The 23,027-nt window shown below is 59.1% G+C and carries 20 protein-coding genes and 3 pseudogenes; 13 read left to right on the top strand and 10 right to left on the bottom strand.

Annotation, left to right across the window (positions count from 1 at the left end; all coding sequences use genetic code 11):
- Nucleotides 1-85 precede the first annotated feature (85 nt).
- The 3 genes and pseudogenes from ABID37_RS15635 to ABID37_RS15645 all read right to left on the bottom strand — a co-directional run.
- A pseudogene (locus ABID37_RS15635) lies at nt 86-523 on the bottom strand (Tn3 family transposase); the annotation flags it as partial.
- A gap of 587 nt (nt 524-1,110) precedes the next feature.
- Nucleotides 1,111-1,710, bottom strand: coding sequence for an FMN-binding negative transcriptional regulator (locus ABID37_RS15640; protein WP_354196362.1), 600 nt, complete (start codon nt 1,708-1,710; stop codon nt 1,111-1,113).
- 100 nt (nt 1,711-1,810) lie between these two features.
- Nucleotides 1,811-2,410 carry a helix-turn-helix domain-containing protein gene (locus ABID37_RS15645; RefSeq protein ID WP_354196364.1) on the bottom strand — a complete coding sequence of 200 codons (600 nt, stop codon included), beginning with the start codon at nt 2,408-2,410 and terminating at the stop codon, nt 1,811-1,813.
- Between the two features lie 242 nt (nt 2,411-2,652).
- Here ABID37_RS15645 and ABID37_RS15650 point away from each other — a divergent pair, with 242 nt between their 5' ends.
- Complete coding sequence (locus tag ABID37_RS15650) at nt 2,653-3,345, top strand: B3/B4 domain-containing protein (RefSeq protein ID WP_354196366.1); 693 nt, start codon at nt 2,653-2,655, stop codon at nt 3,343-3,345.
- Nucleotides 3,346-3,454: 109 nt separating this feature from the next.
- Here ABID37_RS15650 and ABID37_RS15655 read toward each other — a convergent pair whose 3' ends face one another.
- The gene (locus ABID37_RS15655) at nt 3,455-4,363 is read right to left on the bottom strand and encodes a LysR substrate-binding domain-containing protein (RefSeq protein WP_354196368.1); all 909 of its coding nucleotides are present in this window, start codon (nt 4,361-4,363) and stop codon (nt 3,455-3,457) included.
- Nucleotides 4,364-4,522: 159 nt separating this feature from the next.
- On the opposite strand from ABID37_RS15655, the pseudogene ABID37_RS15660 reads away from it, so the two are divergent.
- The 8 genes and pseudogenes from ABID37_RS15660 to ABID37_RS15695 form a co-directional block, all read left to right on the top strand.
- Nucleotides 4,523-4,855: pseudogene (locus ABID37_RS15660) on the top strand (transporter substrate-binding domain-containing protein); the annotation flags it as partial.
- Nucleotides 4,856-5,313: 458 nt separating this feature from the next.
- Nucleotides 5,314-6,093 carry an aldolase gene (locus tag ABID37_RS15665; RefSeq protein WP_354196370.1) on the top strand — a complete coding sequence of 260 codons (780 nt, stop codon included), beginning with the start codon at nt 5,314-5,316 and terminating at the stop codon, nt 6,091-6,093.
- A 44-nt stretch (nt 6,094-6,137) separates the two neighbouring features.
- Nucleotides 6,138-7,466, top strand: a complete 1,329-nt coding sequence (locus tag ABID37_RS15670) for an MFS transporter (RefSeq protein WP_354196372.1) — start codon at nt 6,138-6,140, stop codon at nt 7,464-7,466.
- Nucleotides 7,463-8,203: a 2-hydroxychromene-2-carboxylate isomerase gene (locus ABID37_RS15675; RefSeq protein WP_354196374.1), complete on the top strand. Its 741-nt coding sequence runs from the start codon at nt 7,463-7,465 to the stop codon at nt 8,201-8,203. Before ABID37_RS15670 ends, ABID37_RS15675 begins: the two co-directional genes overlap by 4 nt.
- Nucleotides 8,204-8,240: 37 nt before the next feature.
- Nucleotides 8,241-8,408, top strand: coding sequence for a hypothetical protein (locus ABID37_RS15680; protein WP_354196376.1), 168 nt, complete (start codon nt 8,241-8,243; stop codon nt 8,406-8,408).
- Nucleotides 8,405-8,899 (top strand): MOSC domain-containing protein, encoded by a 495-nt coding sequence (locus ABID37_RS15685; protein ID WP_354196378.1) that lies wholly within the window; start codon nt 8,405-8,407, stop codon nt 8,897-8,899. The genes ABID37_RS15680 and ABID37_RS15685 overlap by 4 nt, the downstream gene beginning before the upstream one ends.
- Nucleotides 8,900-8,901: 2 nt before the next feature.
- Nucleotides 8,902-9,855, top strand: coding sequence for a PDR/VanB family oxidoreductase (locus ABID37_RS15690; RefSeq protein WP_354196380.1), 954 nt, complete (start codon nt 8,902-8,904; stop codon nt 9,853-9,855).
- A gap of 708 nt (nt 9,856-10,563) precedes the next feature.
- On the top strand, nt 10,564-10,812 hold the full coding sequence (locus tag ABID37_RS15695) for a hypothetical protein (RefSeq protein WP_354196382.1): 249 nt from the start codon (nt 10,564-10,566) through the stop codon (nt 10,810-10,812).
- 483 nt (nt 10,813-11,295) lie between these two features.
- Here ABID37_RS15695 and ABID37_RS15700 read toward each other — a convergent pair whose 3' ends face one another.
- The 6 genes from ABID37_RS15700 to ABID37_RS15725 all read right to left on the bottom strand — a co-directional run bounded on the left by ABID37_RS15700 (nt 11,296) and on the right by ABID37_RS15725 (nt 17,934).
- Nucleotides 11,296-12,012: an ABC transporter ATP-binding protein gene (locus ABID37_RS15700; protein WP_354196384.1), complete on the bottom strand. Its 717-nt coding sequence runs from the start codon at nt 12,010-12,012 to the stop codon at nt 11,296-11,298.
- Nucleotides 12,009-12,782: an ABC transporter ATP-binding protein gene (locus ABID37_RS15705; RefSeq protein WP_354196386.1), complete on the bottom strand. Its 774-nt coding sequence runs from the start codon at nt 12,780-12,782 to the stop codon at nt 12,009-12,011. Before ABID37_RS15705 ends, ABID37_RS15700 begins: the two co-directional genes overlap by 4 nt.
- The gene (locus ABID37_RS15710) at nt 12,779-13,921 is read right to left on the bottom strand and encodes a branched-chain amino acid ABC transporter permease (RefSeq protein WP_354196388.1); all 1,143 of its coding nucleotides are present in this window, start codon (nt 13,919-13,921) and stop codon (nt 12,779-12,781) included. The genes ABID37_RS15705 and ABID37_RS15710 overlap by 4 nt, the downstream gene beginning before the upstream one ends.
- A gap of 2 nt (nt 13,922-13,923) precedes the next feature.
- The gene (locus ABID37_RS15715) at nt 13,924-14,838 is read right to left on the bottom strand and encodes a branched-chain amino acid ABC transporter permease (RefSeq protein WP_354196390.1); all 915 of its coding nucleotides are present in this window, start codon (nt 14,836-14,838) and stop codon (nt 13,924-13,926) included.
- 170 nt (nt 14,839-15,008) lie between these two features.
- Entirely contained in the window at nt 15,009-16,175 is a 1,167-nt protein-coding gene (locus ABID37_RS15720; RefSeq protein ID WP_354196392.1) for a branched-chain amino acid ABC transporter substrate-binding protein, read from the bottom strand.
- 241 nt (nt 16,176-16,416) lie between these two features.
- Nucleotides 16,417-17,934, bottom strand: a complete 1,518-nt coding sequence (locus tag ABID37_RS15725) for a CoA-acylating methylmalonate-semialdehyde dehydrogenase (protein ID WP_354196394.1) — start codon at nt 17,932-17,934, stop codon at nt 16,417-16,419.
- Between the two features lie 232 nt (nt 17,935-18,166).
- On the opposite strand from ABID37_RS15725, the gene ABID37_RS15730 reads away from it, so the two are divergent.
- The 4 genes and pseudogenes from ABID37_RS15730 to ABID37_RS15745 all read left to right on the top strand — a co-directional run bounded on the left by ABID37_RS15730 (nt 18,167) and on the right by ABID37_RS15745 (nt 22,514).
- Entirely contained in the window at nt 18,167-18,787 is a 621-nt protein-coding gene (locus ABID37_RS15730; RefSeq protein WP_354196396.1) for an amino acid synthesis family protein, read from the top strand.
- 197 nt (nt 18,788-18,984) lie between these two features.
- Nucleotides 18,985-19,884, top strand: a complete 900-nt coding sequence (locus tag ABID37_RS15735; protein WP_354196398.1) for a LysR family transcriptional regulator — start codon at nt 18,985-18,987, stop codon at nt 19,882-19,884.
- A gap of 436 nt (nt 19,885-20,320) precedes the next feature.
- Nucleotides 20,321-21,037 carry a glutamine amidotransferase gene (locus ABID37_RS15740; protein ID WP_354196400.1) on the top strand — a complete coding sequence of 239 codons (717 nt, stop codon included), beginning with the start codon at nt 20,321-20,323 and terminating at the stop codon, nt 21,035-21,037.
- Nucleotides 21,038-21,415: 378 nt separating this feature from the next.
- Nucleotides 21,416-22,514 (top strand): annotated as a pseudogene (locus ABID37_RS15745) (IS3 family transposase).
- Nucleotides 22,515-23,027 lie beyond the last annotated feature (513 nt).

Genomic DNA, 23,027 nt, shown 5'->3' on the forward strand with positions numbered 1-23,027 from the left:
GCTCCCGGCTTCCCATTCTCCTTTAGGAGGGGTCGGAACAAGAACTGTTCCCGGAGACACGCTAAGGTCGAACGAAGCAGGAAACTCATGCCGCCCGCCGGATACCAGCAGGTACGCGTAGTGACCGAAATCCCTCGGTCATTTGATGCTCTGCGTCCCAGGTATAGATGCCGGTCAGGTTGATATGTTCCCAACTCAAAGGTGAGATGTGCTTGAGAAGATGATCCGGAACCTGACGACGTGCGCTCCGCAGATGGGTGACGGCCCGCTCGATATAGACCGTGTTCCAATGCACGATTGCGCTGACAACGAGGTTCAAGCCTGATGCCCGGAATGCCTGGCTTTCGAATGACCGATCGCGAATCTCGCCTCGCTCGTGGAAGAAGACGGCGCGCTTCAGCTTGTGTGCGGCCTCGCCTTTGTTGAGGCCGGCCTGACAGCGACGCCGCAATGCCGGGCTCAAGTACCATTCGATCATGAAGAGCGATCGCTCGATCCGGCCCAATTCGCGCAGCGCTCTGGCGCGTTGGCTCGCGCATGCATACGGCCGGCTCCTGTAAGGCCGTAACGCACAGACGACATCTGTGCTGCACACAAAATTCGACTTCTCCGGTCAGAACTTATTGCGTTTGGGACGAATCCGTCCGCTGCCGTTATCGAGGAACGTATCCGTATTGAAGCGAGGATGCGCGACCTGGAAGTCCTTCGGGGTATCTTTGCTATCGCCGGAAATTTGGCCTGTGCGCCGCCACGCTCCCGTCAGACCGTCCCAACAAGTCCTTCGATGAAGGCGACCTGCTGGTTCGCTTCAAGTTCCGCCCAGAAACCATCCGTCGCAACCAGCAATGGCCCATCGTCGAGTTCGAACGAGTTCAGGTCGGGAGCAATGAAGCGCTTTGGAACGGAAAACTACGCGTGACTCTACGCGCTGGATCCTCCGCGAGACTATCGATCGCTACAGGCATCAGCGGATTTGCGAGCGTCTGGGGCTGCGTCAGCCATGCGATCCGTCAATCTTCCTCGCGTCGGCCTGCTAGGCAATCGCCAGAATGCGGTACCAGGGCGGCGCGAAACTCTGGTTGAACCAGAACGAACTGAATACCTGGCCGGTCAGGGCTTTGCAGCAGCCGCGAGCATCGCTTGGCCGATCTGCTCGTCGCCTTGCGCAATCAGCGTCTCCCCCGCATTGCGGATATCGCGCTTTTCCTTGTTCTGGCTGAGCTTGGCTTTCCCAACCAGTTGGGTGATCCCGATCTCGAGGCCGACGATCGCCTTGGCCATGGCGTCGATATAGTCCTTCGGCGCATCGCCCATCTTCCAGGGAACGGGGTGGCTTGCCTCGTGCACGTGCGTCAACCTGGCGACATTGCGCCGGACATACGCCTCGCTGTCGTGGACCGTGACGCGGCCATGGGCATGGGCGACGAGATAGTTCCAGGTCGGGACCTGCTTATGAAGCTCTTGCTTGCTCGGATACCAGTTGGGCGAGATGTAGGCGTCGGCGGAGCGGAAGACGACGAGCACCTCTTCGCCAGTGGCAATGTCCTGCCAGACCGGGTTGTTGCGGGCCACATGGCAATGGAGCGTGCCGAACTCGCCCTTTTTGCGGTCGAGGTCGAAGGGGATGTGATTTGCATCGAGCCCGCTCTGGCCATGCGTAACCAGGATGCCGAGCGGGGCTTCCTCGATCAGCTTGTGCAGAACGTACATGTTCTATCTCCCTGAAAATGCGTTTGCGATCATCCGGTGCGGAGGATCGGCTGATGTCCGCGAAGCCAGTGCTCTTCCGTCAAATGCCAGCCTATTCCGGTCATCGCTGGCCACCCTGTTCGAGGACGGCTATGGTGAAGAAGACGGGCTGATCGTCGTCTGCGGCATAGGCGTGGGCCTGATCGGTCACCAACCGCGCGCTTTCGCCGGCCTTCAAGATGATGCTCTCTGCGCCGACGATGATTTTGAGGTTGCCCTGCGTGACCGAGATCAGCTCGCGCGTGTCGGGGCTATGGGCATCGGCTTGAAACACCTCGCCCGGCATAAGGGTCCATGACCACAGCTCGAACATGGTGCGGCCCGAGGTCGAGGCGTGGAGCTGTGCTCGGCTTCCCTTGGGACTGGCCCACAGCGTCTTCGGGTTCGTGCGCTCGATCGGGCAGTCAGGCGCATTCTCGGGGATATTGTTCAGAAGATCGGCGACGGAGAGCGAAAACGCCGCGGCAAGACGGCACAAGACGCCGATGCTGGGGTTTGCCTTGCCCTGTTCGAGCGCCACGACGGTTCCTTTCGCCAGGCCCGTGAGCTTTGCCAACCTGTCAAGACTGAGCTTCCGCTCACGCCGGAGATCCCGGATGTTGGAGGCAAGCACCGAGCCGAGTTGCTGCTCGGTTTCGGCCAGGAGGGCTGTTTCGGTCATTATATTGACTTCGGTTCATGCGGCTTCTATGGTCATTATAATGACCGGCGCAACGATCTTCAACTGCGTCGCACCAATCTCTTGCACGGAGTCGCCGGATGCACCTTGAAACCACCGCAATCCATGTCGGCCGTGGTGTCGACTCTTCAACCGGGGCGGTGTCGATACCTCTCCACACCAGCACGACGTTCGAGCGCGATATGGAACGCCACGTGTTTCAGGATGGTCAGTAAAGGCCAGCCATGTTTGAAACACCAATCGTTTCTGAGAGTATCCGAGAGATCGCCCCCGATTTCCGCGGGCTGAGCATCCATGTCGATGCCACGGGCACGAGCGTCGACGAGCTTGATCCGAACATCCTGGCCGACGCCTATAAACTTGTGCTCGACGGCGGACCGTCATGGGCGGAGGCGCACCTGGCAAGCTGGGCGGAGGTGTATTCCCGTTTCGGGGCGAAACCGAGCCGCACGCCGTGCTCCGCACAGGCGCTGCGCAAGCGCGTCCTGAAGGACGGGCGCATTCCCGCGATCAATCCGGTCGTCGATCTCTACAATGCGATCAGCCTCCGCTACGCACTACCTGTCGGCGGCGAGAACTACGATGCCTATGTCGGATGCCCCCGGCTGACGATCGCCGATGGTAGCGAAATCTTCGACACGGTGATGAACGGCGAAGCTGTCATAGAGCACCCTGCGGCAGGGGAGGTTGTCTGGCGTGACGATATGGGCGTCACCTGCAGACGATGGAACTGGCGTCAAGGTACGCGCACGCGTATGGACGCGGCCGCGGGTCGGATGTGGTTCATTCTGGAAAGCCTCGGAACAATGCCGCGAGAAGCGCTCGCCGAAGCAGGCGAAACCTTTGTCGACGGACTGCAACGCCTTATGCCGGGTGCGGCGATCGAGACGCAGCAGGTCTCATTCACCAGGGAGTGAGCCGTTCCGCGCACTCGGTTGCGGAGCGCAGCTCCGGGACCTCGATGACAGCCTCGGCCAGCACCAAGCGAATGCCGCTGAACTGACAGTTTTTCCGAGGCCAAGGCGCCTATCGAAGGTGGCGGGTGCGTTCCACAAGCCAGCGCTTGAAAAGCAGGGCCTCTTCGCGCAGCGCCCTTCGCTTGTTCGTGACCAAATAGTAGGCCTGATTGGCGGGTGTGTAGCCCGGGATCATGGGAACGAGGGCGCCGCTGGCGATCAAGTCGTCGATGATGTTTCCCCAGGCCAACAGCACGCCCTGACCGGCGAGCGCGGCCTGCACGAGAAGCGGATAATTGTTGAAGCTGAGCTCCGGGTCGAGTTTCGCAACGTCGAGCCCGTTCGACGCAAACCACCACTCCCATTCCTGGTAGCGCGCGGCCGGGCCCTCGAGATGCAGCAAACGCGCCTTCGCGAGATCGTCGATGCTCCGTGCCGGGTACCGCTCACGGTAGGTCGGGCTGCAAACCGGAAAATATCTGACGCCGAACAGAAACGTCGAATCGAGGTGGGGCCAGTCGCCGTTGCCGTACCGGAGCGCGACGTCGACGCGATCGGACGTGAAGTCCAGCACCGTGTCGCTGGCGATCAGCTTGATGCCGATGTCTGGATGTTCCACCCGGAAATCGGCGATATGCGGCATGATCCACAGTGATGCCATCGCGACGGTCGTTGTGATCACAAGCTCGGTCGGCTGGTTGGCTCTTGAGATTTCGTCGATCGCTTCGCCCATCGTCTTCATGCCAGCGGAGACGCCGTCGAATAACCTTCTTCCTGACTCGGTCAGGACGACGGCGCGGTTTCCCCGATTGAAGAGGCGGGTATTGAGCTGCACTTCCAGGATTTTCATCTGCTTGCTTACCGCAGCCTGCGTCACGCCGAGTTCCCTGGCGGCCCGCGTGAAGTTGGCATGCCGTCCAGCTGCCTCGAAACAGGCGAGCGCATGCAGTGAAGGCTTCAGCTCAATACGATCCGTCATGAATATGAGTTATATCAGTCATGACAAAAAATGGAAATATACAGCTAAAGAACTGCACCATAGGTTCCCAAGCATGCCCTGTTCCTGGCATCGGAAAGCTTACTTGCCGGGCCTGTGACATAACAGGAAGTGGGGCAATGCGAAAAAAGGGGAATGACAATGATTTTCGAACGCATGCTTCATCCGGCCAAGCTGCTTTGCAGTGCCGGTTTGCTCCTGTCCCTGACCGTCGCCGGTCAGACGGCCACGCTCGACCAGATCAAATCGCAGGGCTATATCCGCGCGGCCACGGCGAACGAGGTGCCGTACGGCTATATGGACACCGACGGCACCGCCAAGGGGATCGCGCCGGAAGTGGCCGAGGCCGTCCTGAAGAAGATGGGGATCAATGAAGTTCAGTGGGTCGTCACCCCGTTCGGCTCCCTGATCCCTGGCCTCAAGGCGAACCGTTTCGACCTCGTCGCGGCGGAGCAGGACAGCGCTTCGGCCAGAACGACTGGTCAAGCAGATCGAAAAATACGCACCTGCGGACAGTATCTTTGTCGCAGACGCGAGCTATTCGACCCTATGGCTCACACAGTTCCTCACGTGCCGTGAACCGGGTCGGCGCTATCTGTCGCCTCGCGGTCTCGCAGGTCTTGGTTGGGGCTATCCCATGGCGCTCGCGTATTCCTGACAAGCTCCTGGAGGACTACGGTCTGCGCAAACTGTCCATGGCCTCGCCCCGCCTTAGTCGCAGGATCGTCGTAATCGCGCAGGCCGGCAGGCCTTTGACGCCGCTCTCGGCGCGCTTCCTGGAATGCACCATGGAGGTGGCACGCCGGCTGACGTGTGAGTGAATGGAATATCTCCTATGACGCGCGGTTGATGGCGATCACCTTCGGGCCTGCCCCACAATGCAGCCGGCTACCGGCGATCATGCTGGTGGGCAGATGCAAGGGAGGATGACCATGAATACCCAGCTCAGGGAAAAGGCCTATTTCGACCAGCGTGCAACGCAGGATATGGCGAAGCACCTTCGTACCCAGAATCGCAGCCTGCAGGAGACGATGTCCTACGCCTGCCGCATCCTCGCGATGACCGAGCAGGAGGCCGGTCTCGCCGGGCAGATCAGCGTCCGCTCCGAACGTCCAGGCGCCTATTGGACGTTGCGCTTCGGCCTGGGCTTCGACGAGGCGACACCGGGAGACTTCATCGAGGTGGATCGCGATCTCAATACGCTGAGCGGCGAGGGCATGGCCAATCCCGCGACGCGCTTCCATCTATGGGTCTACGATGCTCGCCCCGACGTAAACTCCATCATCCATACCCATTCGCCGTGGGCCTCCGCCCTCGCTGCCGCGCGCCAGCCGCTCGTGGTCGCGCAGATGGACATGACCCCGTTGCACGATGACTGCGCGTTTCTCGGTGAGTGGCCGGGCGTGCCCATTGCCGACCAGGAAGGTGTCATCATCTCGGAGGCGCTGGGCAACAAGCGCGCGATCATCCTCGCGCATCACGGCTATCTGACTGCCGGGGCGAGTTGCGAGGAAGCGACCTACTTGTCGGTCTATCTCGAGCGCGCGGCGCGCCTCCAGATTCGTGCCCAGGCGTTCGGACCGCTCACGGCGGTCGACGACACACTCGCCAGGGAGGCGCACGACTATCTGCTCAAGCCGTCGATCGTCAACGCGACCTTCAGCTACTGGACGCGCCAGACGCACGGCGTCCCTCCGCTGGCCATCAAGTGATCGGCTGACTTTCCCAAATCTGGATTCGCGAAAGGAAAGTCCCGATGACCATTTCTGCACCCGAGGCGACGCGCTCACGCCGCCAATACGTCACCGCCGGCCTGGCCAGCATGATGGGAACCACCATCGAGTGGTACGACTTCTTTCTGTACGGCACGGCGGCCGCATTGATCTTCAACAAGATATTCTTCCCGGCATTCGACCCGTTGACAGGAACCCTGGCGGCTTTCGCCACCTATTCGGTCGGCTTCTTCGCGCGGCCACTGGGCGGCATCGTTTTCGGACATTTCGGAGACAAGGTCGGCCGGAAGTCCATGCTAATCATAACACTGTTCCTGATGGGCGTGCCGACCATTCTGATCGGACTGATCCCATCCTACGACGCGATCGGCTACTGGGCCGCCGTGCTCCTCGTCATCATGCGCTTTCTCCAAGGCGTGGCCGTGGGTGGCGAGTGGGGCGGTGCAGTGCTGATGGCCGTCGAGCATGCTCCGGACGGCAAAAAGGGCCTTTTCGGTTCCTTGCCCCAGGCCGGGGTCGGCCCAGGCCTCATTCTGGCTTCACTTGCCATGAGTGCCGTCGCCGCATTGCCCGAAGAAGACATGCTGTCATGGGGCTGGCGAATTCCGTTTCTGGCGAGCGTCGTCCTCCTGCTCGTTGGATGGTTCATTCGCATAAGGGTCGCCGAGTCGCCCGATTTCGAGCAGGTCGAGACGACAGGGGCGAAGGTGGAAGTCCCGGCAATGGTGGTGCTGCGACAATACCCGAAAGAGGTGCTCACGGTCATTGGCGGACGTCTGGCCGAGGTGACCTGGTTCTACACCGTCGTCACCTTTTCGCTGGCCTACGCCACGGGGACACTGAGCATTGAGCGGACGGTGATGCTCGATGCGACGGCCTGGGGCGCCTTTCTGGCGATGTTCACCATGCCGCTGTTCGGGGTGCTTGGCGATCGCGTGGGGTTCAAATGGGTTTTCCTCGCGGGCGCGCTCGGTATTCTGGCCTATTCGGCGATCTTCTTCTCGCAATTGCAGACCCTCGACACGGGAACCATTACGCTCGCCGTGGCGATTGCCATCGGCGTGGTCTACGCGGCCATGTACGGCCCCGAGGGAGGCCTGTTTTCCGCGCAGTTCCCGCCCGAAGTGCGCTACAGTGGGATATCCATCGCTGTTCAGGTGTCGGGCGCAGTCGGCGGCGGCCTGGCTCCCATTGTCGCAACTTCGTTGCTGGCTTACGGGGGAGGGGACCCTCACTACATAGTCTGGTATCTCAGTACTCTCGGTGTCGTTGCCGTCGTCAGCGCCATCTTCATGCACGGTCCGTCGCGGTTTTCCGTAGCGGTTCCCGGGCAGCAGAGTGTGCAACCATGAAGGGTGCGGGCGCCGACCATATCGACTACTACTTCTGGATGAACTCGGACTGGGCCTATCTCGGAGCCGACCGTCTGGAAGATCTCGCCGCGCGGCAGGGGGTCGCGATCCGGTTCAGGCCTGTCGACCTTCCATACGTCTATGCGCGAACCGGCGGGGTGCTGCTTAGCCAACGCGCGCCGGAGCGGCAGGCGTACCGTATTACGGAGTTGAAGCGCTGGTGCCGTAAACTCGGCATTCACGTCAACCCGCAACCGGCCTGCATGTGTCCGAACGCCGATCTGGCCTCATGCATCGTCATCGCTGCCGATGACAGAGGTCTGCCTGTGGCGCGCCTCTACAAAGCGATCCTGCATGCGCAGTGGTGCGACGATCGGGACATCTCATCGGAGGCAACGCTGCGGGACATCATGCGAGACCTCGGTCTTGATCCCGAATCGTTGCTGTCGGAGGCCCGGACCGAAAATGTCGTTCGGCGTTATCGGCGCTACACCGATGAGGCCGTGGCGGCGGGCGTGTTCGGTTCGCCGTCATACGTCTATCGCGGCGAGCTGTTCTGGGGACAGGACAGGCTGGATATGCTCGAAGACGAAATCTCCCGGCAGGCCCCGGGGTGGGGAGCTTGCAGGACGTTCGACGAGCTTCGTGTCCGGCGGCGTGAGCCTGTCGGCGTAATAATGAACATCGGCCCTTGCGGAAGTGACCCGTCCGCAAGGACCGATGTCCTGGCAGATTAAACGAAACCGGATTTCGACCCGACGCATGGAGACCAGATTGACCACCGATCAAGAGAACCGAATGACGAAAGCATCACCGGGCGTGCTGCCGGCCGCCGGTCGTGATGTTCGTTCCACGTTCCTTCCTGCTTCAGCATCAGCGCGCTCGACGATCAAGCTTATCGATGCGTCTGTCGAGGTAGCGGCGACGGAGCATGAATCATGACGGGATGGAGCGGCGGAGTGCTACTCAACATTCACATTGCGCCTTCGGCCTCCTACGAAATGGAGGAGTTGCAGGAAGCTAGGCTTGTGGCCGGCCGCGGCGTGGAAGGAGATCGCTACTATCTCGGCACCGGAATCTACTCGTCGAAACCGGATATTCGCGAGATAACGCTGTTCGAGGTGGAGACCTTGGAGGCGCTCGCGAGAAACGATCCGCCGCTGCAGAAGGAGCCGATCCATATGTCTCCGGCAGATCACCGGCGTAACCTGACGACGAGAGGCGTACCCCTCAACCACCTTGTCGGAAAGCGGTTTCGCGTCGGCGAGGCCGTCTTGCTGGGCGGACGGCTGAACTTTCCCTGCAAGTATCTGGAGGAACTGCTGGAACTGCCCGTCTATCTGCCGATCCTGAATCGATCCGGATTGAATTGCTGGATCGAGAAGGGCGGCATTATCCGGGTCGGTGATCCGATCGAACCGGTGGACGACTAATCGTGACAGCACGTCTCATCATGAAGCTTCAGGTTGTCGACCGCCAGCGAGTCTCGCCTGAGGTGGTCGCCATCACGCTCAAGCATCCGCTGCGTCCCGAACTTCCGGCCTGGACCGCGGGCGCGCATGTTGATCTTCGCCTGCCGGACGGAAAGATTCGCCAGTATTCCCTGTGCGGAGATCCGCGTGACCGCTCCATCTATCGGATTGCGGTCAAGCGCGAGGAGGTCGGCCGTGGCGGATCACGCTGGGTTCATGAGAATCTCGGGACCGGCAGCATCGCTCACTGCTCCGCGCCGCGCAGCAATTTTTCTCTTCGCGCGGATGCTCGGCGGCATGTGCTCGTCGGCGGCGGGATCGGCGTCACGCCCGTCATCTCCATGGCATACGAGGCGCGCAACCGAGGTGAGCCGTTCGAGTTGCATGTACTTTGCCGGTCCCGGGACTTTGCCCCTTTTGCGGAAGAGCTTGACAAGGCATTCGGCCAACGCCTGACTATCCATTGCGACGATGAGAAGCCTGCCGATCTTCCAGAATTGCTCAAGGGAGTAGCGGGAGAATCCGGCGCGCATCTGTATTTCTGCGGGCCCTCCGGACTGAATACGGCGATTCATGCGATCGCTGGGAAGTTGAAGCTGCCCGACGGGCGCCTTCATCACGAACTGTTCCAGGCGGCGGTGGACGAAAACTTCGTTCCGGAGCCCTTCGAGATCACGGTTGCCACTTCGGGAAGAACGTTCCATGTGCCGAGCGACAGATCGGCACTAGACGTGCTTCGTGAAGCCGGCATGGTGCTGCCTTCTTCGTGCGAACTGGGCGTCTGCGGCGCGTGCGTCTGCGATTATCGCGACGGCGAGGTGATCCATCGTGACGTGGTCCTCGATGCAGATGCCCGGAAGAACAAGATGACCTTGTGCGTATCGAGGGTGCGGGGCAGAGTCACGGTAGGACTGTAAAAAAGGGACAGGCCCTTGCTCTCTTGTCTTGCCGATATTGAAACCTATTAGATCATCCAGCGACAGTTGGCGAGCCCAGTTGACGATGAAAGCCTCAGAAGAGCGTGTAGATCAGCAGCTTTTGCGATCGGTCCCCGGGGATTCTTGCAGTCAGCCCGGAGTTCTTGAGTGACCTAAAGCTTTGAGCTCAGGGAGAGTATGGAAAGTTCTGGGAGCACAACCAAGGTTGTGACGTCAAAAGAATAAATCCGGAACTGTTTGTTGAGTTCAAAAGTCAGATCAGCGGGCGATCAGCCTCCTTAAGAACCTCGGCGAGCGGGTGCATGCGGCCGGGAAGATCAGCCAACAAAACCGCAAGTTTTCCGTGGCGAGGATCAGGGCGTTCAAACCGCCTAAATGCGCGATCCATTTTTGACCATCGGCAACAACGTTATCGAGCTCGCGCCTTAAGCGTCGGCAGCGCTTTGTCATCCGCGAATTCGGCGCAACGATGGATTGTGGCGCTCGCTACTTTGCACAGCCGGATGGCGGTGCGGATGAGTATGTCGACGGTACGGGCTGGGGGTATCTTGAAGGTGGCGACATCTTCATCGCCGGCCGCAATATTCTGGTTGGAAACCGGTTGGTTGTAGCAACCCTGAAGGCGTGCGCTGGCTCAAGCACATACTCGGGGGCGACTATTATGTTCAGATTGTAAAGAAAGATTCGATGTCCCCGCATCTCGACCGCGTCCTGACGACGCCTTGTGAAGGCGTCGTCATCGCAAGCCTAGAGGCTCTTCCGGAAGGCCTATCCAATTTCATGAAAGACTGGGACGCTTATGCTGTGCTTGGCTATGTCCCACAGGTCCGCAATGTCTTCGGCTCCATGAGTTTGGAAGACAACTTTCGAATGGGATTGTTCGCTGTCCCCGGCTCGGTCAAGGAAAGGCAGAAAGTGCTGCGCAAGATCCAGTAGTCTCTAGAGACTACTGGAGCGCAACGGCAGGTAGGCTGAGTGGCGGCACTGTCTGTCTGCTTCTCGACGAGCCGAGTACCGGGCTTTCTCCTAAGGCTACCGAGGAGGTGTTTCATCACATCCGGCAAATCACCAGTGTAAAGGGTGTGGGCGTATTGCTTGTCGAACAGAACGCACAAGACACTGAAAATTTCCGACCGCTGCTACATTCTGGCCGAAGGGCAAAACCAGATTGACGGTAGTGCGAAGAGCATTATGAACAACCCTATCGTCAGAAAGGTTTATCTCGGCGCCCATACTGTGGCTGGACTATCGTTCTGCACCGTATCGGCGATTGATGCCCGATATTGCCTCGGCGGAGGTAAACATAGTCGCGGTCGTTCAGAGCCGCCGCGCCGGACCACGCGATCCTGACCCCTCGAAAGGCGGATTCGACGTTTCCGCTTTCTATGAAGTGTTTTGGGAACGGTATGTCGATGCCGGTTACCTGATTCCAAAGTATGCCCTGTTCATCTCCGCATCGTTCTGCAGCTCCTCGGACGTGCCCTGGGCAACCACAGTGCCTTGACTGATCACGTAACCATAATCTGCGATGGCAAGTGTCTGGCGTACGTTCTGCTCGACGAGCAGGATCGATACTCCGGTTTGGTTGATGTCGCGAATGAGGGCGAAGGACTCGCGCACCAGGGCGGGCGACAAACCAAGGGAGGGTTCGTCTATAAGCAGGATGCGAGGTTCGCTCATCAGCGCCCGGCCAATCGAAACCATGGCCTGCTCGCCGCCGGACATCGTCCCGGCAAACTGCAGCTTGCGTTCGTTAAGTCGCGGGAAGGTTTGGTAGACTTTCTTTAGCTGGGCTTCCACCTGCTCTTTGTCGTTGGACAGATATGCTCCGACTCGAAGATTTTCCTCGACGGTCATCTTGGGGAAGATCTTACGCCCCTCAGGAACGCAGCCAAGCCCGTGTGCAACGCGCGCATGCGGGCTCAGGCCGGAAAGGGCGATGCCATCGAGTTCGATCGTGCCTTCGGTCGTGGGGAGAAGCCCAAGGATTGCACGTATCAGGGATGTTTTCCCTGCCCCGTTGGCGCCAAGGATGCTTGTGATAGCCGCCGGCCTGGCATCGATCGATACCCCGGAAAGGACGCGTGCGCTGCCATAGGAGGCGACGATGTTGCTGGTTATCAGGTTTCCACTCATGAGGTTCCCAGATAGGCCTCCTGTACCCATGGGTTGGCAACGACGGCATCGAACGTGCCCTCTGCAACCTTCTTGCCGAAATTGAGCACGACCACGTGGTCAGCGACGCGCTGGATCACGTCCATTTCATGCTCGATAATGATGATGCTCATGCGAGGATGATCGCTGCGCACCTTCAAGATGTCGCCCATGAACTCGTGGGTTTCATCCGGGGTCATCCCGGCAGACGGTTCATCGAGGAGCAGCAGCCTTGGATTGGCGATCAGCGCCCGACACACCTCGATCCGCCGCCGATCGATCATGTTGAGCCTGTGCAATGGATCGAAAATCCTCGCCGCAAGTGGTTCACTGAATGTGGATAGCAACGCGTGTACCTGTTCGTGATTTTCGCGCACGGACTCAACAAAACGGCGGCGGCGGAAGAGATTGCCGAACAGGGTGAGATCGAGAGAGTTCTGTCGACCGATCACCACGTTGTCGAAGACCGACAGTGACAGGCACAGCCGCGATCGCTGGAAAGTGCGGCTCACGCCCCGCTGATAAATATGTCGGGGTTGGAGACCGGTGATGTTCTCTCCGTCGATCAGAACACGACCGCCGACGGTCCGGCATAGCCCGGTCACCGTATTGAAAAATGTCGTCTTGCCTGATCCATTCGGACCGATAAGGCCGATGATGGTTCCTTCTTCGACCTCAAGCGATAGACCGTCAAGAGCCTGCAGACCACCGAACCGGACAGAGACGTTCTCTGCTTCAAAAAGCTTGGTCATTGTCCAACCTCCCTCCTGAAGTGTCGCATGGGACGCGGAAACAGCCCGTTCGGCCTAAATCTGAGGACAAGGACGACCAGGATTGCGAAGACCAGGATCCGGTATTCGCTAATCGCCTGCAATTTCTCTGGCACCACCACAACGAGGATTGCGGCCGGAATTACCGCCCACAGATTGCCGATGCCACCCAGGACGATGATTGCCAGCATGAGTAGCGATTGCTGAAAGGTGAAATTGCTGGGTGCTATGAAGTTCTGCATCATGGCGAAGGTGGCGCCGGCAATACCTATCAGCACGTTGCCGAGTACGAAGGAAACGATGCGCCAATAGGCTACATTCACGCCAAATACGGCAGCGCCGATCGGGTCCTCGCGCACGGAATCGAGATTGATCCCAATCCAGCTCTTTTCGAGAAACCTCGCCAGCAGAAAGAAAATGGTGAGAAGGACGAGCGCCAACAGAACGTAGTTCAGATAGAATGAAGCTTCGAACGATCCGATCTCGATGCCCATGAACAGCTCCTGGCCGGCGATTGTCGCCCCCTCAACCCGTAGTCCTTGAGGCCCTCCAAGCGTGTGGTTGACCTCCAGGAAGCTGCGGAACAGCAATACGAAGGCAATCGTGATCAGAGCTGCATAGTGCCCTTTCGTCCTCAGCACGGGGAGGATAAGGATGCAACCGATCGCCGCCGCCACCAGGCCGCCGGCAAGCAGTATGAGAAGCGAGGGGAGACCTGTATTGCCCAGTACGGCTGCGGTATATCCGCCAACACCGAAAAAGGCGGCTCCGGCGAAGTTGATCACGCCAGCATAGCCGAACTGGATGTTCAAACCTATGCACGCCAGTGAGTAGATCAGCACTGTAGCCAGCATCATCAGGGCAAAATGCTCCTCATGGAATGCGAGACCGATAGCCAGGGTGCCCGCTGGAATAAGCAGTGCGATCCACGGTCCCGAGTTCTGCAGGAGCGCCGCAAAGTCCTGTCCAGCGCTGGTTTTCGCAATTCCGAAGGAAAGCGCCAGCGCACCCACAAGCGCGGCGGCAATTACCCATTGCTCCTCGGACACCACGATGATCGCTGCGAGGACGATGGAGACTAACGCGATCGCAGACGATGCGATCAGTTTCCGTGCAGGCATGGTTACACCCTCTCGCTATAGCGCTCGGCGATGATGCCGGTTGGCCAGATGGTCATCAGCACAATGATTGTCGCAAAGGCGAAAACGTCCCGATAACCGCTCAATTCCGGGAAGAAGAGGACCCAGACCGTTTGCAGGGCGGCGAAGCTGAATCCACCGATAATGGCCCCCCAGATGCTCCCGAGCCCACCGACTACAGCCGCTGAAAACCCGATGACGCCAAGAAGGACGCCGACATTGAAGTTGATTTCGCTGTAATAGATACCGTTCATCACTCCTGCGATCCCTGCCAGCATCGAACCTAGCGCGAAGGTGGCAAGCACGATGCGCCGGAACGGGATGCCCATGATCTGGGCGGTATCGCCATCCTGGGCCACCGCGCGGATCGCGAGTCCGAGCTTGGTATGGCGCACGATCCAGTTCGTCACGACGATGACGACGATGCCGAGGACAAGAAGAAGCAAGCTGTCCAGCCGAAGATACGCACCTCCAACGTCGATGGGTGTGCGCGGAAGCAGTGCAGGGAAAGCCTTTGGATTGGCGCCGTTGGGGACGAACAGGCGGATGCTTTCATGAATGGCCGTGCCGATCATCAGGGTCATCAGGAGGATGTTGAAGGCCGGGGAGCCCCGCATCGGAACAACGAAGAACTGCCCGATGACGATTCCCGCCAGCCCCGTCACCAGGATGGCCGCGGCAAGGACGATGACCAGGCCCACAAAAGGAATATCGAGGCCAAGGAACTGCAGAATGATGAACGCCCCCAGACCGGAATAGGCGCCGAGGGTGAGCACGTCGCCATGCGAGAATTTGATTACGTCGAGGACGCCAAAGAAGAGTGTGAAGCCAACGGCGACCAGCGCATAGATAACGCCGAGCAGCGCTCCGTTGAACAAATACTCCAGGAGTATCGCCATTTAAGGGTTCTCCCCAATGTGAGAAGGCTTGACCACGCAGGTGCGTGAGGCTTCAACGCGATGAAGAAATCGAAACTGAGCGGCTAAAGGACTTCCGAATCCGACCGCCGCTACCGCGCGACGGCCGGGAATCGTGACCGGGAACGGGATTAGCGGTTCCCGTCCTGCACTTACAGTCCGGTCAGCTTCCGCTCCCCCTTTGCGTAAAGGCTGTCCTCCCACCGGACCCACTTGCCGTCCTGAGCGACATATTTGGTGGAAGCCACGCTGTTGTGACCGTGTTCATCGAAGGTAATTGGACCGGCTATGGATGTATGGTCCTTCGTCGCATTGAGCTTATCGCGCACAGCCTTGCGGTCTGGGCCCACCTCCTCGACAGCGTCGATGATCAGATCCGTTGCCACAAACGCATAGGGACCATAGGGCTCCGGCGGTTCCGCAAACCGCGCCTTCGTATATTCATCAACGAACATGGCGCCTTGCGGCAGGGATTCAAGCGGGGCGCCATTGTGGACCGACACAGTTCCCTCCGCAAGATTTCCGAGGGCTTCATGGTAGGACACTGACATGATGCCGGATATTCCCGCGAACTGTGACGGGACGCCCAACCGGTCCATCTGTGAACGGATGCGAACGCCCAGCGGAGTCAACCCAGCAAACACCACGATCTGCGGGTCGATTTCCTTGACCCTCAAAAGTTCGGCGGAAAAGTCCTGCTGATCAGCTCCGACCCCAAAAGTCGCCTGGATTTCTACATCCTTGCCGGCCAATTTCTCTTGGAGGATCTTGAGATAACCGCTTCCGTAGTCGGTGGTGTCATGGATGACGACCCATTTCTTGTAGCCCAACTCGGACAGGAAATTCACGAGAACCTCGCTCTCGTCGAGCATCGATCCATTTACCCGATGGACCTCCGCAAAATCATTGCCGTGCGTGATGGCCGGCAGGATCGCGCCCCAAACAACGACGGGCAGTTGAAATCGGTGATAGACATCGACCGTCGCGATCGCCACCGCCGAACAATAGTGCGTCACACCGCCGATGACCGAACGGTCGGTGGCCGCACGTGTCGCCACCTGAATGCCGACGTTCGGACGGCATTCATCATCCAGTGGGGTCAGTTCGTAGCGGTATTTTGTAGCAGGATCGGCGTTGCGGAGATTGACGGCCAACTGAGCAGAATTACGCCCACCCAGACCTGTCGCCGAATTGCCACCGGTCAATGGCCCGATGAAGGCAATCTTCACCGTTTCCTTCTCTTGCGCATATGCCGTCGGAATGGCCGACAACGCCATTGCGGCCAGCGCGGTTAGAGCGATTCCTGTTTTCCAAGCCATGATATTCCTCCCTTGTGTGGGCGTCCGGCGCCCGGTGCGGCTGATACGGTATTCTCCGTCTCGCCATTCCCGTCAGCCGCCCTCCTTAAGCAGCTTCAGGCGAATCCAATTCAGAAGATCGATGTCGCAATACCTCTCTGGCTGAAAGACTCCTCACGATCTTCCGTTTGAAAAAGGCGCAGGTTGCCGAGGAAAGGCCGCCTGCAGCCTTGCAAGCTTTGTCTCAATTCCAATCTGGCTGCTACTTGGCGACCGGCATCGTGAATTCGGCACCCTTGGCGATGCTGTCGGGCCAGCGCTGCATGACGCTCTTGTATCGGGTGTAGAAGCGTATGCCTTCCTCACCATAAGCGTGATGATCGCCAAACAACGACCGCTTCCAGCCGCCAAACGAGTGCCACGCCATCGGCACCGGGATGGGAACGTTGATGCCGACCATGCCTACCTTGACCTGACGCGAGAATGCGCGGGCAGCGGAGCCATCGCTCGTGTAGCAGGACACGCCGTTGCCGAATTCATGAGCATTGATGAGCGCAACGGCTTCCGAAAGATCCCGAACCCTGACAATGGACAATACCGGGCCGAAAATTTCATCCTTGTAGATTTTCATTTCGGGTGTGACGTGGTCGAACAACGTCCCCCCGACGAAGAAGCCCTCTTCGTGTGCTTCGACCTTATGACCGCGGCCGTCGACGATGAGGCTTGCGCCTTCCTCTTCACCGGTCGCTATGTAGCCTTCAACCTTGGCCTTGTGCGCTCCAGTAACGAGCGGGCCCATTTCCGCCTTCGGGTCCAGTCCGTTGCCGATCTGCAGAGCATGTGCGCGCTGGGCAAGCCGCGGCACGAGCTTCTCAGCAACATCGCCGACGGTGACGGCAACGGAGATCGCCATACATCTTTCACCTGCCGACCCATAGGCAGCGCCGATCAGCGCATCAACGGCCTGGTCAAGGTTGGCGTCGGGCATGACAACAAGGTGGTTCTTGGCGCCACCGAGCGCTTGGACCCGCTTACCCTGGCGGGTTCCCTCGGTGTAGATATATTCGGCTATTGGTGTTGAGCCTACGAACGAAATCGCTTCAACATCAGGGTGTGCCAGAAGCGCATCGACGGCGACCTTGTCACCCTGTACGACATTGAACACGCCATCGGGAAGCCCTGCCTTCTTGAGCAATTCCGCCAGAAGAAGGCTGGGAGAAGGGTCGCGCTCGGAAGGCTTGAGCACGAACGTATTGCCGGTTGCGATCGCGATGGGGAACATCCACATCGGTACCATGACCGGGAAGTTGAAGGGCGTAATGCCGGCCACGACGCCCAGCGGCTGACGAAGGTTCCAGTTGTCGATACCCCCGCCAATATTGTCGGTGTACTCGGTCTTGAGGAGGTTCGGAATGCCGCAGGCGAACTCGACCACCTCGATGCCGCGTGTGACTTCACCTTTGGCATCGGAGAAGACCTTGCCATGCTCGCGCGTGATCAGATCGGCGAGGCGGTCGTGGTTCTGGTCGAGCAGTTCCTTGAACTTGAAGAGGACGCGCGCACGACGCAGGGGTGCCGTTTCGGCCCAGATCGGAAATGCCTTCCTGGCTGCAGCGACCGCGGCATCGATATCGGCCGCCGTACCCAGCGTAACCTTGCCGGCTACGGATCCGGTAGCAGGATTGAACACGTCCGAAGTACGGTCGGATCCACCAGCTACCGATTGACCATCTATCCAGTGGCCGATCTGCGCGATGTTGGATTTTGCAACCAGATTCATCTTCGTTCCTCCGCCTCCGCTTCCCGGCAAGCTCAGGATATCACCAGAGCTGTGCATGAAAGCGGGCTTTTCCGATTGGTGAAGGATTGGCACTATCGATCAGAAATCAATCGGCAAGAATGCAAGCGCCCATGCATTCTTGCAACCTGACATGGATCGCCTCAAGCCATAGCTTCGACAGTGCGCTCGCACTGGCGCATGTTCATCGAATTCATTCAGACGGGAGAGGTATATGGCGAACGATGCAAAGTCCACGGAAATGCGGCAGATCAATGTGATCGAGCGAAATATCATGGCCGAAGCTGGTAACCCGGCCGGTCAGGTGACCCGGCACGTCGTGGCTGGCGCAGTGTTCAAGAACCCGTTCGCCGGTCAAGGCGCAGCCACGGCAGAGGATCTCGACCGGCTCGCAGCGATCTCCGTGGAGATAGGAGCACTGCTGACCGCGCGAGCGCTGGAACGCTTCTCCGATCTCGAGCGGCCACGTTCCTATGGCAAGGCGGTCATTGTTGGAACCGAGGGTGAAACGGAGCATGGCGCTGCTCTCATTCATCCTCGCATTGGCCTTGCAATGCGCAAGGGGCTGGGAGCAGGCCCGGCGCTTATCCCGGGGAATGCCAAAGTTGCAGCCGCAGGCACATCGATCGATGTGATTTTCGGCGGTGCGGATGACGCCTGGGACTATGACGCCATGGATGCGACCACCGTCTCGATCCCCGGCGCGCCGGCGGCTGACGAAATAGCGCTTTTCGTGGGCTTCGGTACGACGCGTGTCAACGCCCGGGTGAGGGGCGCCACTGCCGAGCAGGTTGCCAAAGTGGTTGCTGAAGCCAAGGCGTCGGCAAATAACTAGCCCAAGGTGCGTGATGCTCGCTCGCCTGCGGCCGAACGAGCACGCTCCGGAAAATGCTCCTTGAAGCTGCATCCCGGCAAACGTTGGTTTTGAGCAAAGGCTGCCCGCAAGCCGATCGTATCGGTTTGCGGGCAACCATCAGGCCCGGTATAGTTTTTCCTTGGTGGAGATATCGAACCTCTGGCTCGCAGCGGCATATGGGCACAAAACACCTGTCATTAACCCAACTGGGTTGGGATCATCTGCGTGTCCTTCTCGAGGTGGCCCGGACAGGGATGCTCGTGACGGCTGCCCGCAGGTTGGGCGTCGATCAATCAACCATCAGCCGACGCCTTGCCCAGGTTGAATTCAGCACCGGCGGAACTCTTTTCAAGCGAACGCGCCAAGGGCTTTCGTTGACCCCGCTTGGCTGTGAAATCGTTGCCCGTGTTGAACGGATGGAAGCTGCTCTCCTGGAAATTCAGGGTCTGACGGCCCAAGGGCAGGAGTTAACCGGATGCGTGACGATCGCATCAATGGAAGGGGTGGGATCGATGCTGATTGCGCGCTCTGTCAAAGCGCTCGCGGAGGTTCATCCACAGATTGAAATCCATTTGGTCACAACATCCAACTATGTAGATATTGCACGCCGCGAGGCAGACATTTTTGTCAGCTTCTTTGAGCCTGTGGCAGCGTCGCTCGTGACTCACAAGATCGCAGATGTGCACTTCCACCTATATGCAAATGACGACTATCTGCAAGGCCGTCGCATCGAACAGGCCGAGGATCTGATCGAAGATACTTTCATCGGATATATCGACGATCCGACATATTTGCCGTCCGCGAGATGGCTTGAGGATATCGTTCCCAACGCGAAGATCGGCTTTCGGGCAACGAGCATGTTTTCCCAGATGTACGCAGCCGCCGAGGGGCTTGGGATCGTTATGTTGCCCCCATATGCGCGCGCTGAGGCACTAGGGCTGAGCAAGATCATTCCAGGCAGTTTCGCTGTCGTCCCGTTATTTATCAGTGTGCAGCAAGACTTGCAGTTCCTGCCGCATATCCGTGCGGTTCACGATTCGCTCCTGGCATATCTCGGCGAAACCATGGGCTCCTGACCAAGATGGACTCCTACGCTAAGCCGTTGAGGATGATTGCGCGCGATGAGTTTGGGGTTATCGAATACAGTTGAACTCTCCGACGAGGATGTCGTTTATATACAGGTCAACACTACCGGGAGGAAAGCAAGTTTGATCTTCATCCGGATGTGCTCCCACCTTTCCTTGGCATGTTGGAGCGGTTTCCACGCCTGAAACCGCGTGGATTGATGACGCTTGCGCTGTTTGACCCCGATATTGGTAAAGTGCGACCATGCTTCCCTACGCCGATCTGGAGGTGTTCAGAAAACTCCAATCTGCGCATTGTCCATATGCTTGCCAGTCTGCTTGACTTCTGCCCTACGGAAACGCCATGCCCAAATCCTCCCGTAACTAGTCCCGGCGAAAGAGAAGGTGGCAGGTGTCTCATCATTCATTTGCTAAAGGACCCGGCCTAATGACAAGAACCGCTCTCGCCCTTCGCCATGTTTATTTTGAAACACTCGGTACCTTCGAAGTCGAACTGGAAGAGGCAGGCTATACATCGCGATATGTCGATGTTGCTGACGAGGAGGTCGGCGCTATTGACCCGATTGAGCCTGATCTCTTGGTTATTCTTGGAGGTCCGATCGGAGTTTATGAAACACAAGCCTATCCGTTCCTTGCGACCGAACTCGATCTCATCAGGCGACGGCTTGGTGCCCATTTGCCAACCCGCGGTATATGCCTTGGCGCACAGCTGATCGCCACGATTCTTGGCGCCAAGGTCTCCCCGACCGGCGTCAAGGAGATTGGCTTCGCTCCGGTTGAGCTCACAGCGGCCGGTGCCGATGGGCCTCTACGTCACCTTGGCGGCGTTCCAGTCCTGCACTGGCATGGTGATGCCTTCGATTTACCAAAAGGGGCCGAGCTGCTCGCAACCACAGCGATTGCTAACCAGGCGTTCTCCGTTGGAACAGATGTGCTTGGAATCCAGTTTCACCCGGAGGCTGATACCAGCCGCGATCTCGAAGCATGGTTGATTGGTCACGCCGCCGAATTGGCAGGGGCGGGTATAGATCCCAGGCAAATCCGTAGCGATGCGCGAGAGTACGGTCCCGCTTTGCGGGATGCCGGGAGAGCCGCTTTCGCGGAGTGGCTGTCCCAACACGGACATCCGGTTAGGTTGGCATGACCTACAATTGGCCGTTGGCTGAATGGGGCAGCCGCCCGCTTCCGCGATTATCGGCGTGATCGCAGGTGGCAGGGCAGGGCCTCCACGAGCACTTTTGTCGGAAGCTCGCTCAAGCAGGACATCTTGGCCGGCCCATTGCGCGGCAAACTCGCAGCGTTAATAAGCATCAGGATCGTTGGCCGGGCGTGACTCCCTGAAGCTCCTGCGCACGGACGCAAGGAGAGTGTGGCGCCGTTCTTCTCGGCGAGGACCCGATAGCGGTTAGGCCGTCAACCTGCAGGATACCGGCAAAATTCGCCAGATGGGCGATCGGCGATGACCCGAGACCCTGAACTTCCTCTAGATTTGGGTAGAGTCCGTCGATCGAGGAGACGGACGATGCGACCATCACGGTTCACGGAAGAGCAGATCATCGGGATGCTGAAGGAGCAGGAGGCCGGTGCGAAGACGGCGGATGTCTGCCGCAAGCACGGCATCTCAGCAGCGACCTTCTACAAGTTCAAGGCGAAGTTCGGCGGGATGGAGGTGTCGGACGCCCGTCGTTTGAAGGCTCTGGAGGACGAGAACGCCCGGCTGAAGAAGCTGCTGGCCGAGCAGATGCTCGACAACGCGATCCTAAAGGATGTCGCCGCAAAAAAATGGTGACGCCCGACGCGAAGCGGAAGGCGGTGGCACATGCCTGCGCGGTGCATGGGGTGAGCCAGCGTCGGGCGTGCCAGGCTCTGAGGATCGACCGTTCGACGGTGCGCTACACCAGCATCCGTCCGGACGACGCTCCGTTGCGTGAGGCGATGAGGGCCGTGGCGGCGGAGCGCCGACGGTTCGGCTACCGCAGGATTCACGTCATGCTGGACCGGCAGGGCATTGTGATGAACCAGAAGAAGCTGCGACGCCTCTACCGGGAAGAGAAGCTGCAGGTGCGCCGGCGCGGCGGCCGCAAACGGGCGCTGGGCACGCGAAGACCCATGCTCGTTCCCGATCGTGCCAACGCCCGCTGGAGCCTGGACTTCGTCTCCGACACCTTCACCGACGGCCGTCGCTTCCGGGTGCTGGCCGTCGTGGACGACTATACGCGCGAGTGCCTGGCGCTCGTCGCCGACACCTCGCTGTCGGGTCTGCGCGTCGTGCGCGAGCTGGACGCCATCATCCGCTGGCGCGGCCGGCCCGACATGATCGTCTCCGACAACGGCACGGAGCTGACATCGATGGCGGTCCTGCGCTGGTGCCAGCAGACGGGTGTCGAATGGCACTACATCGCGCCGGGCAAGCCGACCCAGAACGCCTTCATCGAGAGCTTCAACGGGCGCTTCAGGGATGAGTGCCTTAACGACACGCTGTTCTCGATGCTGTCTGCGGCCCGCAACGCCATCACCTCATGGAGGAGGACTACAACCACCACCGACCACACTCGGCTCTTGGCAACATGCCGCCGGCCGAGTTCGCAATGAAATCCACGCTGGAAAAACAGGCCGCATAAGGCCAGAAATGAAACCCAGGACTCTCCCTCTAGCCGGAGGAGATTAGGGTCTCAGGTCAGATACTCGGCCTTTCGGTCAGGCGCATGGAGGCCTCCCCGGCGCTTAAAGATGATCGTTGCGCAGCCCTTGTTGCTGCAATCGAAGCGACGGCCAGTGGCGATAACGGGCTGCCGATCGCGAGAGCAGTCATTGTCGAATTCCGGAACCGACACGCGCTCCTTCTCTCTTTACATTCCATCGAGAAGATCGGCCTCGGTGGTCGCGCGGTAGCTCGCCGACGGGCTGAGAGAACTTGTCGAAGGTATCCCGCCCGATCGGCTCCAATCACTGGATAAGCTATTGGAGGTTGATCCGGCAATCGGCCAAACCCGCTTTCATTGACTGCACTCGGCCCCAGCAGCGCCGGGCGCATCGAACCTAGAGCGCATCCGGGGATTGATGAATCGATTGTGATGTGACGCGTTGGCTTCCTGCTGATTCAACGTTGACCTTGATGGAGGTGAACGATGGCG

Origin of the sequence: Aquamicrobium terrae (genome assembly GCF_040545735.1) — a bacterium.
In the GTDB taxonomy this organism is placed as follows: domain Bacteria; phylum Pseudomonadota; class Alphaproteobacteria; order Rhizobiales; family Rhizobiaceae; genus Mesorhizobium; species Mesorhizobium terrae_A.